Genomic DNA, 16,283 nt, shown 5'->3' with positions numbered 1-16,283 from the left:
CGCATTAACTATGCAGGAATTACGGTGCAGGAATAGTGAAGCGTTTGTGGATATTTTCCAGGTCAGCGAGGATTTCTTCGTCAAGTGTCAGGTTCTGACTGTCGATGTTGATCTTCAGCTGTTCCATGGTCGTCGCGCCGAGCAGCGTGCTGGCCACGAACGGCTGCTGACGCACAAAGGCCAGCGCCATTTGTGAAGGATCCAGATTGCGTTTCTTCGCCAGAGCCACATATTCGGCAATCGCCGCTTCTGCCTGCGGTGAAGAATAACGGGTGAAGCGGCTGAACAGCGTATTACGCGCACCCGCCGGTTTCGCACCGTTCAGGTATTTGCCGCTTAAGGTGCCGAACGCCAGGCTGGAATACGCCAGCAGTTCAACGCCTTCGTGCTGGCTGATTTCTGACAAACCGATTTCAAAGCTGCGGTTCAGCAGGCTGTACGGGTTTTGAATCGACACGATGCGTGGCAGATCGTGTTTCTCCGCCAGTTGCAGATAACGCATCACGCCCCACGGGGTTTCGTTAGAAACGCCGATGTAGCGGATTTTACCGGCACGTACCTGTTCATTCAGTGCTTCCAGCGTTTCCAGCAAGGTCACCGGAGACTGTTCTTCGGTGTACTGATAACTCAGTTTGCCAAAGAAGTTGGTCTGACGCTGCGGCCAGTGCAGCTGATACAAATCCAGATAATCTGTATTCAGACGCTTGAGGCTGGCATCCAGCGCGGCGCGGATATTTTTGCGATCCAGCATCTGAGCCGGGCGGATTGCGTTGTCACTACCACGGGAAGGTCCCGAGACTTTGCTCGCCAGAACAATCTTCTCACGGTTGCCGCGGGCTTTGAGCCAGCTGCCAATATAACTTTCTGTCAGTCCCTGCGTCTCTGGACGCGGAGGAACGGGATACATTTCGGCGGTATCAATCAGATTGATGCCTGCTGAAACGGCGTAATCGAGCTGCTGATGGGCGTCGGCTTCGCTGTTTTGTTCACCAAAAGTCATGGTGCCAAGTCCCAGTAAGCTCACTTCTAAAGAACTGTGGGGTATACGGTGATATTGCATTGCCGGTCTTCCTTTATATCTGAGAATGTCAGGCTAATGAAAAAGCGCCTCAACTGACTATATACAAGGGAATCATCAGGGGGAAGTGGCAGAGAGTGCCGGTCATCTGAGCAGGGCGGGGAATGAGCAAAAGAGCCGGTAAAAACCGGCTCTTATCGGACAGGACTGATACTTAACTTAACGCTTCATGACCTGACTGACGTTATCATTGTTGATCTGGCGTTCATTGCCTTGTTCATCGGTGTAGCTCAGCAGACCGGTGGATTTATCCAGCTTTGGTTTGCCATCGGTCAGGATCATGCTGCCGTCTTTGGTCGAGATGACGTAATCGCTGGCGCAACCTGCCAGGGTAAAAACCAGCATTGCGGCACCGGCCATCATCAATGTTTTTTTCATCATTATTATCATTCCTTTTATGTACAACAAGAGAGTCAGATTCTAGCGTAGCAAAACGTTTTAAAAGTGGCAGAAAAGGTGATTAAAATTTTCTAAATGCGGCGATCAAAGCAAAAAATGCCGGGCCAGCAGCGCCGAGGTAAAACGCTTCTTAAGATAGAAACCGCGAGGCAACGTCAGGATCGGTTGCCCGAATTCGCCGATGGCTTCGGTCAGCGCCTTACTGTTCGCGGCCTTTGGCCTGATTTGTAAAAACTCGCCATGACGGGCAGTGATGCTTTCTACTTTGCCCAGCACAATCAAATCCATCAGTTCTTCCCAGTCCTGACGCAGTTGTTCATCTTCTTCTGGAGAAGGCTGCCACAGCAAAGGCGCACCAATATGACGGTCTGACAGCGGGATCTGACGTTCGCCTTCAACCGGTATCCACAGCACCCGCGCCAGTTTGTGGCGCACATGGCTGCTTTCCCACGTCACACCGCTGTTGCCGGTTAAAGGTGCGACACACACAAAGGTAGTTTCCAGCGGCTTGCCACGGGAATCCACCGGAATGGTTTTCAGCTCAATGCCAATGTCAGCAAAATCCTGCTCAGGTTTACTGCCGGCTATCGCACCAAGATAAACTTCCAGCAACATGCCGACCCAGCCTTTCTCCCGTTTAAGATTTTCCGGAATAGGGAGTCCCGCATGTGCCGCCAGTTCGCCCAACGTGTGACCCGCCAGCGACTGCGCGCGTTGCAGCAGTTCATGTTCGTGACGGGGCGGTGAGGTCGCGGGTAAAGGAATAGACATAAAAAACAACGCTCAATTAAATGATTAATTTTTGTACTGCTTTGTGCAGGCACAATGAATAAAAAGTTATCCCTGTGGAGTAATGAAATAATAGCATGATTTACCTTAGGTTTTTTTCCGCTTTCTGGTCTCTTTTATTCACATTTGATTAGGTTGATCACCTGTTGAAGGCGACAATAAACAGGATCTTACACCTACTTATCCACAGATTTCTTGGATAACCCTGCCTTTTACCGATCACTGGTTCGATTTACAGGCTTGACGGAAGGGGTTTTATGCAATTTTTGCCCTGATGACGTCAACTTTTAAACGATCGCTGTGGATAAAAACGACATTGGTGGATCTTTCACCAGGTCACTGTGCAGTGTGAGATAACTCTCATTTTTGACCGTGGGATAACTTCAGTTATTGTGAGTAATGTTATGTTTTATAGTGATTTTATGGAAATCCATTTTGCTGGCAAAAATAAGTTCAGCAGAGTTTTACCCCGCTTACTCTTAAGTTCTTCACATATCTATCCACAGAAAAAGTGAATAAAATCGCGGGTGATTTCCAAAATCTGTTTATAACTTCGAGATTAACGGAGAGTTATCCCATTTTTATTCATGCTCATCGGCATTAACCAGTGGTTTACCGCCTGTTGGTAGTATGAAACAATCAGAACATCTATGATTTTAAGCTATTGAGGTAGTCCGGTGATCGATGATGATGGCTACCGCCCGAATGTTGGTATCGTAATCTGTGACAAGCAGGGTCAGGTATTGTGGGCCAGACGATATGGTCAGCACTCCTGGCAGTTTCCGCAGGGGGGCATAAACCCCGGTGAAACCGCTGAGCAGGCCATGTACCGCGAGCTGTTTGAGGAAGTGGGGCTTGGCCGTAAAGATGTACGTATTCTGGCTTCAACCCGTAACTGGTTACGTTATAAATTACCAAAACGTTTGGTGCGTTGGGACACAAAGCCGGTTTGTATCGGCCAAAAGCAAAAATGGTTCTTGCTGCAACTGATGTGTAACGATGCTGATATCAATATGCAGCGCAGCAGTACGCCTGAATTTGATGGCTGGCGTTGGGTGAGTTTCTGGTATCCGGTTCGTCAGGTGGTTTCTTTTAAACGCGATGTTTACCGTCGGGTGATGAAAGAGTTTTCCACCACGATTATGCCGATGCAGGAAGTCTCCCTTCCCAGGACATCGCCCGCTTATCGTCGTAAAAGAGGCTAAGTCACGAAGAGATGCTCACGCGTTTGCGAGAAATTGTTGAAAAGGTAGCAATGGCGTCCAGCCTCAATGATGCGCTGGATGTACTGGTCAATGAAACCTGCCTGGCGATGGACACAGAAGTGTGTTCCGTCTATCTCGCTGACAATGACCGCCGTTGTTATTACCTGATGGCGACGCGAGGTTTGAAAAAACCTCGCGGGCGGACTATTACTCTGGCGTTTGATCAGGGGATTGTCGGTCTGGTAGGGCGTCTTGCCGAGCCTATTAACCTTGCTGATGCGCAGAGCCATCCCAGCTTCAAATATATTCCTGCCGTAAAAGAAGATCTGTTCCGATCCTTTTTAGGCGTACCGATCATTCACCGTCGTCAGTTGCTTGGCGTGCTGGTTATCCAGCAACGCGAACACCGCCAGTTCGATGAAAGTGAAGAGTCATTTTTGGTCACGCTGGCGACGCAGCTGGCCGCGATCCTTTCTCAGGCACAGCTTAATGTGCTTTACGGACGCTTTCGTCAGACCCGTGTCCGCGCGCTTGCGGCATCGCCGGGTGTGGCTATCGGTATCGGCTGGCAGGACAGCTCGCAGCCTTCGCTCGAGCATGTTTATATGGCGTCCACGCTTGATACGGTGCGTGAACGCGAACGTCTGACCCGCGCACTGGAAGATGCTGGTGCTGAATTCCGTCGTTTCAGTAAGCGTTTTACTGCCAGTGCGCAGAAAGAAAGCGCCGCGATTTTCGATCTCTATTCCCACCTGCTTAACGATGCACGCCTCAAGCGCGAGTTGTTCGCTCAGATTGATCAGGGCGCGGTGGCGGAGTGGGCGGTCAAAAAGGTGGTTGAGGAGTTTGCCGCTCAGTTTGCCAGTTTGCAGGATACTTACCTGCGTGAGCGCGGCAGCGATTTACGTGCGCTGGGTCAGCGACTGGTTTTCCATCTCGATGACACGATCCAGGGCAATACCCAGTGGCCTGAGCGTTTTATTCTGGTTGCCGATGAGCTGACGGCTACTTTGCTGGCCGAAGTGCCGCAAGACCGGCTGGCCGGTGTCGTGGTTCGCGACGGCGCCGCCAACTCCCATGCGGCGATTCTGGTGCGCGCAATGGGCGTGCCGACCATTATGGGCGCTGATATTCAGCCTGCACTGCTGAGCCAGCGACAACTGATTGTTGATGGCTATCGTGGCGAGTTACTGATTGACCCCGAACCCGTGCTGGTCACGGAATATAAGCGTCTGATCAGCGAAGAAATGGAGCTGAGTCAGAAAGCTGAAGACGACGTTGAGCAACCCGCCGCGCTGAAAAGTGGCGAACGGGTGAAAGTGATGCTCAATGCCGGTCTGAGTGCCGATCACGAAAAACTGTTCGGCAGCCGCGTTGACGGTGTCGGGCTGTATCGCACGGAAATACCGTTCATGCTGCAAAGCGGCTTCCCTTCTGAAGAAGAACAGGTCGCGCAGTATCAGGGCATGTTGCAGCTGTTTCCGCAAAAACCGGTCACCCTGCGCACGCTGGATATCGGTTCTGATAAACAACTACCGTATATGCCGATCAGCGAGGAGAACCCTTGTCTGGGCTGGCGTGGTATCCGTATTACTCTCGATCAGCCTGAAATTTTCCTCATTCAGGTACGCGCGATGCTGCGTGCTAATGCGGCGACCGGTAATCTCGGCATTCTTCTGCCCATGGTGACCAGTCTTGAAGAGATTGACGAGGCGCGTCGTTTAATCGATCGTGCCGGACGTGAAGTAGAGGAACAACTCGGTTACGAGCTTCCGCGGACACGTCTTGGCGTGATGATCGAAGTCCCTTCCATGGTCTTTATGCTGCCAGCGCTGGTCGGAAGGGTCGAGTTTATCTCCGTCGGTACCAACGATTTAACGCAGTATCTGCTGGCGGTGGATCGCAACAACACCCGCGTGGCCGGGCTCTATGACAGTCTGCATCCGGCGATGCTGCGCGTGCTCAGGCAGATTATCACCAGTGCAGAAGTCGCCGGACTGGACGTCAGTTTGTGTGGCGAAATGGCGGGTGATCCGATGGGCGCATTGCTGCTTACCGGCATGGGGTTCCGTAACCTCAGCATGAATGGACGCAGCGTCGCCCGTGTAAAATACCTGCTGCGACGCATTGATTTAGCCGATGCAGAAGAGCTGGCCGGACGGGTGTTACAGGCGCATTTCACCACGGACGTGCGTCAAATGACCGCCGCATTTATGGAAAGACGCGGACTGGGCGGCCTTATCCGCGGCGGTAAATAAGCGCCGGACGCCAGGTTTTGCGCTGCAGTATTCTCATCCTGATCGCACTCTGGCGCGGGATGAGATGATTTTTTACAGAACTTTTCCAGCGGCTTAGCCCCGGAAAACCTTCCGGCTATGCTACTATTCGCTCCCTGCTGGCCCCTGACCGGGCAATAATGATAAACAATTTGTGGTGATAGATGAGCAACAGCTATCTGGCGTTTCCCCAGTTTGATCCGGTGATTTTCTCAATCGGACCGGTATCTCTTCACTGGTACGGACTGATGTATCTGGTCGGTTTTGTCTTCGCAATGTGGCTGGCGGTACGCCGTGCTAACAAGCCAGGCAGCGGCTGGACCAAAGACGAAGTTGAAAACCTGTTGTACGCGGGTTTCCTTGGTGTCTTCCTCGGTGGTCGTATCGGTTACGTATTCTTCTACAATCTGCCTTTGTTCCTCGAAAACCCACTGTATCTTTTCAAAGTGTGGGACGGCGGCATGTCCTTCCACGGCGGCCTGATTGGCGTAATCGTGGTCATGCTGATTTTTGCCCGTCGCACTAAGCGCAACTTCTTCCAGGTTGCCGATTTTATCGCTCCGCTGATCCCGTTTGGTCTGGGCGCGGGTCGTCTTGGTAACTTTATCAATGGCGAGCTCTGGGGCCGCGTGACCACGGATGTGCCATGGGCAATGCTGTTCCCGGGTTCCCGTCAGGAAGATATTGCGATTGCCGCCGCTGACCCGAAATGGCAGCCGCTGCTGAACCAGTACGGCGTGTTGCCGCGCCATCCTTCTCAGCTGTATGAACTGCTGCTCGAAGGTATCGTACTGTTCATCATCCTGAACGTATTTATCCGTAAATCCCGCCCGATGGGCGCGGTATCAGGCTTGTTCCTGATCGGTTATGGCTTATTCCGCATCATCGTTGAACACTTCCGCCAGCCAGATGCACAGCTTGGTTTGTTCGACGGGATCATCAGTATGGGACAGGTGCTGTCCATCCCAATGGTTGTCATTGGCCTGATTATGATGGTCTGGGCATATCGCCGTCCGCAGAAACAATTGTCGTGAGGTAACATGAAACAGTATCTGGATTTAATGCAGAAAGTGCTCGATGAGGGCACCCCTAAAGCCGACCGTACCGGTACGGGCACGTTGTCGATTTTTGGTCATCAGATGCGTTTCAACTTGCAGGAAGGTTTCCCGCTGGTCACGACCAAACGCTGCCATTTACGCTCCATTATTCATGAACTCCTGTGGTTCCTGAAAGGCGAAACTAACATTGCTTATCTGCGTGAAAACAATGTCAGCATCTGGGACGAGTGGGCTGACGAAAACGGCGACCTCGGACCGGTTTACGGCAAGCAATGGCGTGCCTGGGGTGCGGCTGACGGCAAGCAAATCGACCAGCTGGCAAATGTGGTTGAACAGCTGAAGAAAGACCCTGACTCGCGTCGTATTATCGTGTCTGCATGGAACGTGGGCGAACTGGATAAGATGGCGCTGGCACCTTGCCACGCTTTCTTCCAGTTCTATGTGGCCGACGGTAAATTGTCCTGCCAGCTGTACCAACGCTCATGCGATATCTTCCTCGGCTTGCCGTTCAATATCGCCAGCTACGCACTGCTGGTGCATATGATGGCGCAACAATGCGACCTCGAAGTGGGTGATTTTGTCTGGACGGGTGGCGATACGCACCTGTACAGCAACCACATGGAACAGACGCATCTGCAACTGAGCCGTGAACCTCGTGCGTTGCCAAAACTTGTTATTAAACGCAAACCGGCCTCCTTGTTTGATTACAACTTCGAAGATTTCGAGATTGAAGGGTACGATCCGCACCCTGCAATCAAGGCACCTGTCGCTATCTGATCCTTCGTTGTATGCCGCCTGACGCTTGCGTCAGGCGGTCATTCCCCCCCTTCTCCTGCTTTCCAGTTGCCCCACTTTTTACGCCTTTTCCTGACAATTGCTATCCCGATTTATATCCCGGTGCTATCCCTGCGAGACATCACGCAACTTTTTTGTCGCGTGGATTTCGTTGCATCGAAAGTCCTCACGACATCCTGGAAAAAATGACTCTGCCAGTGGCAGAAAAAATCTAAATGCCTATTTTGGCCGCATGAAAACATTTGAGCGGGCAGGGGAAGAGGGAATGTCGCTGATTGAAATGATGGTTGTCGTGGCTCTGGTCGCCATGTGTACGTTGTGGGGGATCCACAGCTGGCGCAATTACCAGCAGGCATTAAAGCTTGAGCAATCTGCTCAGCAGCTGCGTTTGTATCTGTTCGGGGTGCAGGCAGAAGCCAATAATTACAATCGCTCTGCTGTCTTATGGAGCATTGCCGGCACTGATGGATGCGTGGGAACCGGAACCCCTCCTTCAGGTTGTCATAATGCTGTGGGAAAAATATTCGCCACCCGTGGATCCGGTGTGGAGTTACTTGCTGTCAGCGAAAAAAGCATGGGCTTTTACGGGCTGCGTAATGCGGCGCTGGCCGGGCATATCACACTGAAAAATTCAGCGGGAAGTTTGCGGATCGTACTTTCTGTCAGAGGACGGTTGCGTACGTGCAGTGAAGCGCAGCCATTGTTGGGCATCGGCTTATGCCAGTGAGCATACCCCGCTGTCAGGGGTTCACGTTACCAGAAGTCATGATAGCGATGGGGATTGGCAGCATGCTGATGCTCAGTGCCGCACAAATCTATCCGCTGATGCGTCAGAGAAGCCAGAGCCTGAGCCGGCATTATCAGCTCGAGCAACTTTTACGCCAGACTACTTTTGCTATTGGCAAAGATATTCGTCGGGCCGGTTTCTGTAACGGAACCTGTGAGGGCAAATCTGTCATCATCGGCAATGCTGCGGGTGAAGCGGCGAGTTCCTGCATCCTTGTTATCTATGACCTGAACCGTAACGGAAAATGGGATAAGCCCGGGACGGCGGAGTCTGAATACTTTGGTTATCGTTTACGTCAGGGCGGTATTGAGGTTCAGCGCGGGGCAGGTGATTGCAGCAGTTCAGGGTGGGAAAAATTTCTCGACCCTGCTGAAGTCAACGTGACCCGGTTTGTGGTAACCGAGGTAGCAACAAGTGGCTCCGGCCGCCTGTATTCACTGCAACTTGACGCCAGCTGGAGCAAAAATCCTTTTATCCAACGGCAGGTGACCGAAATGATTGCAGGCCACGTTTTATGACAGCAGCTGAAATGCGCGATTCGGCCAAACAGCAGGGGAGTGCAATGATCCTGAGTATTATGGTGATGATGGGGTTGGGGTTGTTTGCCCTAAACTCACTGCAACAGCAACTTTCCGCGGGACTGGCGCTGACATCGAATCAGCATCGTTATGTCATTGCCTGGGAAAATGCAGCATCAGCGTTAGCGTGGGGTATACGCCAGTCATGGAAAGACAGCAGCGAACCTTTCTGGCAGTGCCGGAATGTGGCAGCAGGCATCATCGCTTCAGGCACAGGCAGAGTGTGTGTCCGGCCTTCATTGCGCCAGGATATTTTCCTGTTTCGTGGCGAAGGAAGAATGGCAGAAGGCAATGAATATGTTATGCAATATCAGCAGGTCAGTGTGAAAAAACAGGCCAGCGGAGAGGTAATTTTTTCACCCCTGAAACAGGGATGGTTGGATTTTTGCCCTGAGGCTGATGAGCAGGTCTGCAATGAATGAAAGCCGGGCAGAACAACAAGGTTTTAGTCTGACAGAGGCTCTGATTGCAATGTTGTTGCTGTCAGTGTCGATACTTGGACTCCTGAACTACTACCAGTCGCTGACATACGGGTTTATGCGTCAGTGGCAGGTTCAGCAGGCGTGGGCAGAAGCGCATTCTCAGCTTGAGGCCTATTCAGTGACAGGAAAAGGCACTGAGCCTTTTACCGAAGGTTGGGAATTTCTGCTTACTGGCATTTCAGATGCACAATCCTGCAAGTTAGTCAGTGCTAAGATTCAAACGCCGGCAAAATATCAGGCAATATTGCAGCGCCTTATATGCAATTCCAGTCCCTGAAACGGTGTCCGTCAGCGGCATAACCAAGGACAAAAATACGCTCAAGCCACTTGCAATGGTGAGCTAACAGCTTAGAGTGGTTTAACAGGGTGATTTTTCCCTATTGGAACATTTGGCTTTATGGCTAAAACGTGACGGAACACAGGAAGAAAATCCCAATGCGATTTTTTTCACAACTATCCTGTTTCTGCGGGGTCTGAACAGACTCATCTGCTCAAAACAGCTTGTTGAGGTTCATCTGTTGTTGAACCCTGTATTTATTGCCCGTGTGGCACGTTTATTCGATTTAGGGAGTGTGGCAATGTTAAAACAGGTTACCCGTATTTCCGGGTTACTGTTGTTATTGACCTTTTGGGCCCCTGTTGTTTCAAGTGCCGCCGACTGGCAGCCTTATCCACAAGCTATCAATAAAAGTCAGAACGACCCGCGTCAGTATCAGGCCATCAAACTGGCGAATGATATGACCGTTTTGCTGGTATCTGATCCTCAAGCCCCCAAGTCTCTCGCTGCACTGGCTATTCCTGTCGGATCACTGGAAGATCCCGGTTCCCAATTAGGCCTGGCTCACTATACCGAACACATGTTGCTGATGGGTTCTAAGAAATATCCTCAGCCTGAAAGCCTTTCTGAATTCCTTAAGAAACACGGCGGTAGTCATAACGGCAGCACGGCTTCTTACCGCACGGCCTTTTATCTGGAAGTAGAAAATGACGCTCTGCCGGAGGCCGTTGATCGCCTTTCCGATGCCATTGGCGAGCCTTTACTGGATCCCGCTAATGGCGACCGCGAGCGTAACGCTGTCAACGCTGAGCTGACGATGGCACGCTCCCGAGACGGAATGCGCATGGCGCAGGTTCGCGCAGAGACATTGAACCCTGAGCATCCGGCAGCCCGTTTCGCCGGGGGGAATCTGGATACCCTGAAAGACAAACCCGGCAGCAAGCTGCATGATGAACTGACGGCTTTTTATCACCGCTATTATTCCGCTAACCTGATGGTCGGCGTGATTTACAGTAATAAGTCTTTGCCGGAACTGGCAGAACTGGCCTCAACGACCTTTGGTCAGATAGCCAATCATCACGCGGTGGTTCCGCCAATCACGGTGCCCACGTTAACCGCTGAACAGAAAGGGGAGTTCATCCATTTTGTTCCCGCACAACCCCGCAAAGAATTACGCATTGAATTTGCCATCGATAACAACAGCGCAGATTTTCGCAGTAAAACTGATACCTATATCAGCTATCTGATTGGCAACCGCAGCCCGAATACACTCTCTGACTGGTTACAGAAACAGGGTTATGCTGACGGGATAAGCGCCGGTGCTGATCCGATGGTGAACCGTAATATGGGCGTCTTCAATATCTCGGTTTCTCTGACGGATAAGGGGCTCGCACAGCGTAACACCGTGATTGCCGCTGTATTCAGTTATCTCAACGAGATGCGTGCCAGGGGTATTGAGAAGCCCTATTTTGATGAAATTGCGCACGTGATGGCGCTCGATTTCCGGTATCCGGCATTAACGCGGGATATGGATTACGTCGAATGGCTGGTGGATACCATGCTGCGCGTACCGGTTGAGCACGTTCTCGATTCGCCTTATCTGACAGATCAATACGACCCCAAGGCCATTGGATCCCGTCTGGATGAAGTGACGCCGCAAAATGCGCGCTATTGGATAATCAGCCCAAATGAGCCGCACAATAAAATAGCTTACTTCGTGAATGCGCCTTATCAGGTCGATAAAGTGCCGCCTCAGACCTATGAGCAATGGAAAACCATCGGGCAAACTATCGCGTTATCACTGCCGGCACTGAATCCCTATATCCCTGAGTCACTCGCGCTGGTGACCAAAGACTCTAAAGCGACAAAACCTGAACTGCTGGTGGACGAAAAAGGTTTACGGGTGTTTTATATGCCAAGCAGATACTTTGCTGACGAGCCAAAAGCCAATGTGACCGTCTCTTTCCGCAACGATCAGGCGCTCAGCACGGCTAAAAATCAGGTGCTGTACGGTCTTACGGATTATCTGACCGGCGTAGCGTTCGATCAACTGAGCTATCAGGCCTCCATCGGTGGGATTACTTTCGGCACATCGCCGGACAATGGCCTGCAATTTACAGCCACAGGTTTTACCGAGTGCCTGCCTGATTTGCTGGCAGCGCTGGTAGACAATTATCCTGACTTCAAACCGACACAGGAACAGCTGGATCAGGCGAAATCCTGGTATCTCGAACGACTGGCTTCAGCAGATAAAGGAAAAGCGTTTGAACTTGCGCTGCAACCTGTTCAGCTGCTTTCCCGTGTGCCTTATACCGAGCGCAGCGAACGAGAAAAACTGGTTTCCGCCATCACCCTTGAAGACGTGAACGCTTACCGTGAACAACTGGTACATCATGCCGCCGTAGAAGTGATGGTTGTCGGTAATATGACTGCCGCTCAGGTTAAAGCCATGTCGCAACAGATCATGCAAAAGCTTGGCGCACACGGAGACAAATGGTGGCGTGGCGAGCAGGCGCAGGTGACTGAGCCGGTTAAAGCCAATATTCAGCGTGTCGGGACCAGTTCCGACTCCGCGCTAGCTGCCGTTTATGTGCCAACAGGCTATGATGAAGTCCAGAGTATGGGATACAGCGCACTGCTCGGGCAGATTATTCAGCCCTGGTTCTACAGCCAGCTGCGTACTCAGGAGCAACTGGGATACGCTGTCTTTGCTTTCCCTATTCCTGTCGGAAAACAGTGGGGGATTGGTTTCCTGCTGCAAAGTAACAGCAAACAACCTGACTATCTGTATCAGCGTTATCTGGCATTTTATCCACAAGCCGAAAAACGCCTGCGTGAAATGAAAGATACTGAGTTCCTGCAGTACAAGCAGGGGCTGGTCAACGAAATGCAGCAGAATCCGCAAACCCTGGACGAGGAAGCCGACAGATTCGGTAATGATTTCAGTCGCGGAAATGCGCAATTTGATACCAGAGCGAATGTCATCCGCGTGATTGCCGGTCTGACACAAACCCAGCTGGCGGATTACTTCCAGAAAGCGGTGATTAAGCAAGAAGGGCTGGCGATGTTGTCTCAGGTTTCTGGCAATGACAGCAAAGCACCGCAATATGCCGCACCGGCAGGTTTTAAAACCTGGCCAGATACGTCGACATTGCAGAAAACGCTGGAACCCAAATCTGCTGAATAATTTTGCAGGAACCAGCAGAAAACTAAAAAAGGACGCTTTTGCGTCCTTTTTGTTTTCTATAAGTCACCGTTCAGTACGGAGAGTTACAGCTCAGATATCAGGATTTTTGAACGACGCTGATAGTTGTACATTTCCTGTTTCTGGATCGGCAATACATCTACCTCTGCCGGTTTAAAACCGCGTTCCTGGAACCAGTGAATGCTGCGCGTCGTCAGGACAAATAAACGGTTTAGTCCCATCATTTTTGCCTGGCTGGCAACACGCTGCAGCAGCATCTCACCTCGTGAAGAACTGCGGTAATCCGGATGAACGGCAACGCAGGCCATTTCGCCAATGCCTTCGTCATGGAACGGATAGAGCGCGGCGCAGGCGATGGTCAGATTATCCCGTTCGATAATCGTGAATTTATCGATTTCCATTTCCAGCTGTTCGCGGGAACGACGCACCAGAATGCCCTGTTGCTCCAGAGGGCGGATCAGTTCAAGGATACCGCCGATGTCGTTAATGGTGGCGCGGCGAACCTGTTCAGCGCTCTCCATGACGATTTGCGTACCGATGCCATCGCGGGAGAACAATTCCTGAACCAGCGCACCATCTTCCTGATAACTGATCAGGTGGCTGCGACGAACGCCGCTGCGGCAGGCTTTCACCGCACCACGCAGGAAGCGCACTGTGCCGGAAAGATAATCGCCACTGGATTCCATCTGATCAATCCGTTCCTGCGCGTCATTCGGGAACAATTCGGAAATGATATTACCTTCCTCATTAATGACCCCCTGTGAAGAACAGAAGCCGATCATTTTCTCGGCTTTAAGCTTAATCGCCAGCTGCGTTGCCACTTCTTCTGATGTCAGGTTGAAGCTTTCACCCGTAACGGAAACCGCAACCGGACCTAGCAATACAATGGCATTGCTGTCGAGCTGACGATGAATGGCTTCTTCATCAATACGGCGGATACGGCCGCTGTGGCAGTAATCGATACCGTCATCCACTCCCAGCGGCTGCGCGATAATAAAGTTGCCGCTGACCACGTTGATGTGAGCGCCCTGCAGTGGCGTATTATTCAGGCTCATTGAAAGCCGGGCGGTGATATCAAGCTGTAAAAGGCCGGCTGCCTGCTTAACCAGTTCCAGTGAACGGGCGTCAGTGACGCGGATATTTTTATGGTAAATCGGTTCGTAATTGTGCTCAGAAAGGTTCGCATCAATCTGCGGACGGGCACCATAAACGACCACCAGACGAATACCCAGACTGTGTAACAGGCCGATATCATTGACAATATTACTGAAGTTCTCATGTTCAATGGCTTCACCACCGAGCATGACAACGAATGTTTTGCCACGGTGAGCATTGATATAGGGAACTGAGTGGCGAAATCCCTGAACCAGTTCAGTACTACGTTCCTTCACGGCAAAACCTCGTTTGAATTTTTATTCGTAATTTTTGTATTTTTATTCTTTTGGGGCCGTGTGGCAAGTAAGAAATCTCTGTTTTTGAATTAACACTGATTACAAACAGGCAACAAATTGATAAATCGAATAAATGTTAGGGAATGACATGCGGGATTCGATTCGCTAGAATTCGCAAACTGATTTTTTTATCACCTGTTTTTTACTTTTAGATACTTTTGAGACTGCATGACTGACGATAATCACAATCCCGGACGACGACGCCTTCTTCAAACCGTAGCTGCCTCCTGGATGCTTAGTGTCAGTAAAGTAGGTTTTGCCTCCAGCTCACAGGTTATCGCGGTACGCATCTGGCCTTCCTCGACGTATACCCGCATTACTCTTGAATCCAGCACTCCCTTAAAATATAAGCAGTTTCTGCTTAATGATCCGCCGCGAGTGGTCATTGATATTGAGGGCGTCCACCTGAACAGCGTGCTTAAAGGTCTGGGCGAGAAAGTTCAGCAAAGTGATCCCTATATCCGCCAGGCGCGGGTGGGGCAGTTCGATACCAAAACGGTCCGTATGGTGCTGGAACTCAAGCGGGCCATCAGTCCGCATGTCTTTACGCTTAAACCAGTGGCGGAGTTTCATAACCGTCTGGTTGTCGACCTTTATCCGCAAGAAGGGGAAGTCAGTGTTCAGGACGATCCTCTGCTGGCATTACTGGAAGACTATAACCGCGGGGATGTCGCAAGAACGCTGCCGCCGGAAACCAGGAAAGACGGTAAGGCTGGGCGCAGTCGGCCGCTGGTGATCATGCTCGATCCCGGACATGGCGGCGAAGATCCGGGTGCTATCGGCAAATATAAAACGCGTGAGAAAGACGTGGTGTTGCAGATTGGACGCCGGTTACAGAAGCTCATTACGCGCGAGCCGAATATGAAAGCGTATATGACCCGCAATGAAGACGTATTTATTCCGCTGAAAGTCCGCGTGGCAAAGGCGCGAAAGCTGCGGGCAGATCTGTTTATCTCAATTCATGCGGATGCGTTTACCAGCCGGGCTGCCAAAGGATCGTCGGTGTTTGCGTTATCAACGAAAGGCGCAACCAGTTCAGCGGCACGTTTTCTGGCACAAACGCAGAATGAATCCGACCTGATAGGCGGCGTCAGCAAAAGCGGTGACCGCTATCTCGATCATACGATGTTTGATCTGGTTCAGACTGCGACCATCAGTGATAGCCTGAAATTCGGTAAAGAAGTGCTGACGCGGATGGGTAAGATTAATCATCTGCACAAAAACAAAGTCGATCAGGCTGGATTCGCTGTGCTGAAAGCGCCGGATATTCCTTCGATTCTGGTCGAGACGGCGTTTATCAGTAATATCAATGAAGAGAAAAAACTTCGGACTGCGCATTTTCAGCAGCAGGTGGCGGAGTCCATTCTGGCAGGGATCAAAGCGTACTTTGCTCAGGGCGGGATGTCGGCGAGAGGATGATTCTGTTGTGAGGCGGGAAGTGCGTTCCCGCTGTTTACCGGAATTCAGATACAAAAAAACACCCGTTAAGGTGCCTGATGTTTTACTGCTTAATAATACTGATTTTTAAGTAGTTGGTTGCGGGGGCCGGATTTGAACCGACGACCTTCGGGTTATGAGCCCGACGAGCTACCAGGCTGCTCCACCCCGCGTCCGTCACTACTTGGTACTGCTTTACTTCATCACATTATCCGAACTGAGCATCTTCATACTTCAGTCTCGAATTGGTTGCGGGGGCCGGATTTGAACCGACGACCTTCGGGTTATGAGCCCGACGAGCTACCAGGCTGCTCCACCCCGCGTCCGTATACTGCTTTACTTCATCGTACAATTCAACTGAGCATTTCATACATCGAAATCGAATTGGTTGCGGGGGCCGGATTTGAACCGACGACCTTCGGGTTATGAGCCCGACGAGCTACCAGGCTGCTCCACCCCGCGTCCG

General features: G+C 51.3%; 14 protein-coding genes and 3 tRNA genes. 10 read left to right on the top strand and 7 right to left on the bottom strand.

Annotated features, from left to right (window positions below; translation table 11 throughout):
- Positions 1-19 precede the first annotated feature (19 nt).
- The 3 genes from ACM615_RS22880 to mutH form a co-directional block, all read right to left on the bottom strand.
- Positions 20-1,060 (bottom strand): NADP(H)-dependent aldo-keto reductase, encoded by a 1,041-nt coding sequence (locus tag ACM615_RS22880; RefSeq protein WP_112288296.1) that lies wholly within the window; start codon positions 1,058-1,060, stop codon positions 20-22.
- Positions 1,061-1,237: 177 nt separating this feature from the next.
- Complete coding sequence (locus tag ACM615_RS22875; RefSeq protein ID WP_162940790.1) at positions 1,238-1,456, bottom strand: YgdI/YgdR family lipoprotein; 219 nt, start codon at positions 1,454-1,456, stop codon at positions 1,238-1,240.
- Positions 1,457-1,561: 105 nt separating this feature from the next.
- The gene (gene mutH, locus ACM615_RS22870) at positions 1,562-2,248 is read right to left on the bottom strand and encodes a DNA mismatch repair endonuclease MutH (RefSeq protein WP_129638924.1); all 687 of its coding nucleotides are present in this window, start codon (positions 2,246-2,248) and stop codon (positions 1,562-1,564) included.
- A 695-nt stretch (positions 2,249-2,943) separates the two neighbouring features.
- Between mutH and rppH the strand changes: the two genes are divergently transcribed.
- The 9 genes from rppH (at position 2,944) to ptrA (ending at position 12,911) form a co-directional block, all read left to right on the top strand.
- Positions 2,944-3,471, top strand: a complete 528-nt coding sequence (gene rppH / locus ACM615_RS22865; RefSeq protein ID WP_013574162.1) for an RNA pyrophosphohydrolase — start codon at positions 2,944-2,946, stop codon at positions 3,469-3,471.
- A gap of 11 nt (positions 3,472-3,482) precedes the next feature.
- A complete protein-coding gene (gene ptsP, locus ACM615_RS22860; protein ID WP_112288299.1) occupies positions 3,483-5,729 on the top strand; it encodes a phosphoenolpyruvate--protein phosphotransferase in 2,247 nt (748 codons plus the stop codon).
- 182 nt (positions 5,730-5,911) lie between these two features.
- Positions 5,912-6,781, top strand: a complete 870-nt coding sequence (gene lgt / locus ACM615_RS22855; RefSeq protein ID WP_112288300.1) for a prolipoprotein diacylglyceryl transferase — start codon at positions 5,912-5,914, stop codon at positions 6,779-6,781.
- 6 nt (positions 6,782-6,787) lie between these two features.
- Entirely contained in the window at positions 6,788-7,582 is a 795-nt protein-coding gene (thyA, locus tag ACM615_RS22850) for a thymidylate synthase (RefSeq protein ID WP_113877596.1), read from the top strand.
- A gap of 283 nt (positions 7,583-7,865) precedes the next feature.
- Entirely contained in the window at positions 7,866-8,327 is a 462-nt protein-coding gene (locus tag ACM615_RS22845; RefSeq protein WP_159282564.1) for a prepilin peptidase-dependent protein, read from the top strand.
- Entirely contained in the window at positions 8,318-8,905 is a 588-nt protein-coding gene (locus tag ACM615_RS22840) for a prepilin peptidase-dependent protein (protein WP_431012577.1), read from the top strand. Before ACM615_RS22845 ends, ACM615_RS22840 begins: the two co-directional genes overlap by 10 nt.
- Positions 8,902-9,387 carry a YgdB family protein gene (locus tag ACM615_RS22835; RefSeq protein WP_259275056.1) on the top strand — a complete coding sequence of 162 codons (486 nt, stop codon included), beginning with the start codon at positions 8,902-8,904 and terminating at the stop codon, positions 9,385-9,387. The genes ACM615_RS22840 and ACM615_RS22835 overlap by 4 nt, the downstream gene beginning before the upstream one ends.
- Positions 9,380-9,724, top strand: a complete 345-nt coding sequence (locus ACM615_RS22830; protein ID WP_112288304.1) for a prepilin-type N-terminal cleavage/methylation domain-containing protein — start codon at positions 9,380-9,382, stop codon at positions 9,722-9,724. Before ACM615_RS22835 ends, ACM615_RS22830 begins: the two co-directional genes overlap by 8 nt.
- Before the next feature lie 301 nt (positions 9,725-10,025).
- Positions 10,026-12,911: a pitrilysin gene (ptrA, locus tag ACM615_RS22825; RefSeq protein WP_431012576.1), complete on the top strand. Its 2,886-nt coding sequence runs from the start codon at positions 10,026-10,028 to the stop codon at positions 12,909-12,911.
- 83 nt (positions 12,912-12,994) lie between these two features.
- Here ptrA and argA read toward each other — a convergent pair whose 3' ends face one another.
- A complete protein-coding gene (gene argA / locus ACM615_RS22820; RefSeq protein ID WP_112288305.1) occupies positions 12,995-14,320 on the bottom strand; it encodes an amino-acid N-acetyltransferase in 1,326 nt (441 codons plus the stop codon).
- A 228-nt stretch (positions 14,321-14,548) separates the two neighbouring features.
- Here argA and amiC point away from each other — a divergent pair, with 228 nt between their 5' ends.
- The gene (gene amiC, locus ACM615_RS22815; RefSeq protein ID WP_431012575.1) at positions 14,549-15,799 is read left to right on the top strand and encodes an N-acetylmuramoyl-L-alanine amidase AmiC; all 1,251 of its coding nucleotides are present in this window, start codon (positions 14,549-14,551) and stop codon (positions 15,797-15,799) included.
- A 114-nt stretch (positions 15,800-15,913) separates the two neighbouring features.
- Here the strand turns inward: amiC and ACM615_RS22810 are convergent.
- From ACM615_RS22810 to ACM615_RS22800, 3 genes are all read right to left on the bottom strand, one after another.
- Positions 15,914-15,990: transfer RNA gene (locus tag ACM615_RS22810), tRNA-Met, on the bottom strand.
- Between the two features lie 73 nt (positions 15,991-16,063).
- Positions 16,064-16,140: transfer RNA gene (locus ACM615_RS22805), tRNA-Met, on the bottom strand.
- A gap of 62 nt (positions 16,141-16,202) precedes the next feature.
- Positions 16,203-16,279: transfer RNA gene (locus ACM615_RS22800), tRNA-Met, on the bottom strand.
- Between the last annotated feature and the right edge of the window lie 4 nt (positions 16,280-16,283).

The sequence above is a fragment of the Rahnella sp. PAMC25617 genome, from assembly GCF_050606005.1.
In the GTDB taxonomy this organism is placed as follows: domain Bacteria; phylum Pseudomonadota; class Gammaproteobacteria; order Enterobacterales; family Enterobacteriaceae; genus Rahnella; species Rahnella variigena.
The sequence above is the reverse complement of the archived record's forward strand: the minus strand, read 5'-3'. Positions and strand labels throughout refer to the sequence as shown.

Bases quoted from the DNA above. Each gene is read 5' to 3' on its own strand.
- ACM615_RS22830 (WP_112288304.1), top strand. From the start codon at position 9,380: ATGAATGAAAGCCGGGCAGAACAACAAGGTTTTAGTCTGACAGAGGCT.
- mutH (WP_129638924.1), bottom strand. From the start codon at position 2,248: ATGTCTATTCCTTTACCCGCGACCTCACCGCCCCGTCACGAACATGAA.
- lgt (WP_112288300.1), top strand. From the start codon at position 5,912: ATGAGCAACAGCTATCTGGCGTTTCCCCAGTTTGATCCGGTGATTTTC.
- thyA (WP_113877596.1), top strand. From the start codon at position 6,788: ATGAAACAGTATCTGGATTTAATGCAGAAAGTGCTCGATGAGGGCACC.
- ptrA (WP_431012576.1), top strand. From the start codon at position 10,026: ATGTTAAAACAGGTTACCCGTATTTCCGGGTTACTGTTGTTATTGACC.
- ptsP (WP_112288299.1), top strand. From the start codon at position 3,483: ATGCTCACGCGTTTGCGAGAAATTGTTGAAAAGGTAGCAATGGCGTCC.
- ACM615_RS22835 (WP_259275056.1), top strand. From the start codon at position 8,902: ATGACAGCAGCTGAAATGCGCGATTCGGCCAAACAGCAGGGGAGTGCA.
- ACM615_RS22875 (WP_162940790.1), bottom strand. From the start codon at position 1,456: ATGAAAAAAACATTGATGATGGCCGGTGCCGCAATGCTGGTTTTTACC.
- ACM615_RS22840 (WP_431012577.1), top strand. From the start codon at position 8,318: ATGCCAGTGAGCATACCCCGCTGTCAGGGGTTCACGTTACCAGAAGTC.
- amiC (WP_431012575.1), top strand. From the start codon at position 14,549: ATGACTGACGATAATCACAATCCCGGACGACGACGCCTTCTTCAAACC.
- ACM615_RS22845 (WP_159282564.1), top strand. From the start codon at position 7,866: ATGTCGCTGATTGAAATGATGGTTGTCGTGGCTCTGGTCGCCATGTGT.
- ACM615_RS22880 (WP_112288296.1), bottom strand. From the start codon at position 1,060: ATGCAATATCACCGTATACCCCACAGTTCTTTAGAAGTGAGCTTACTG.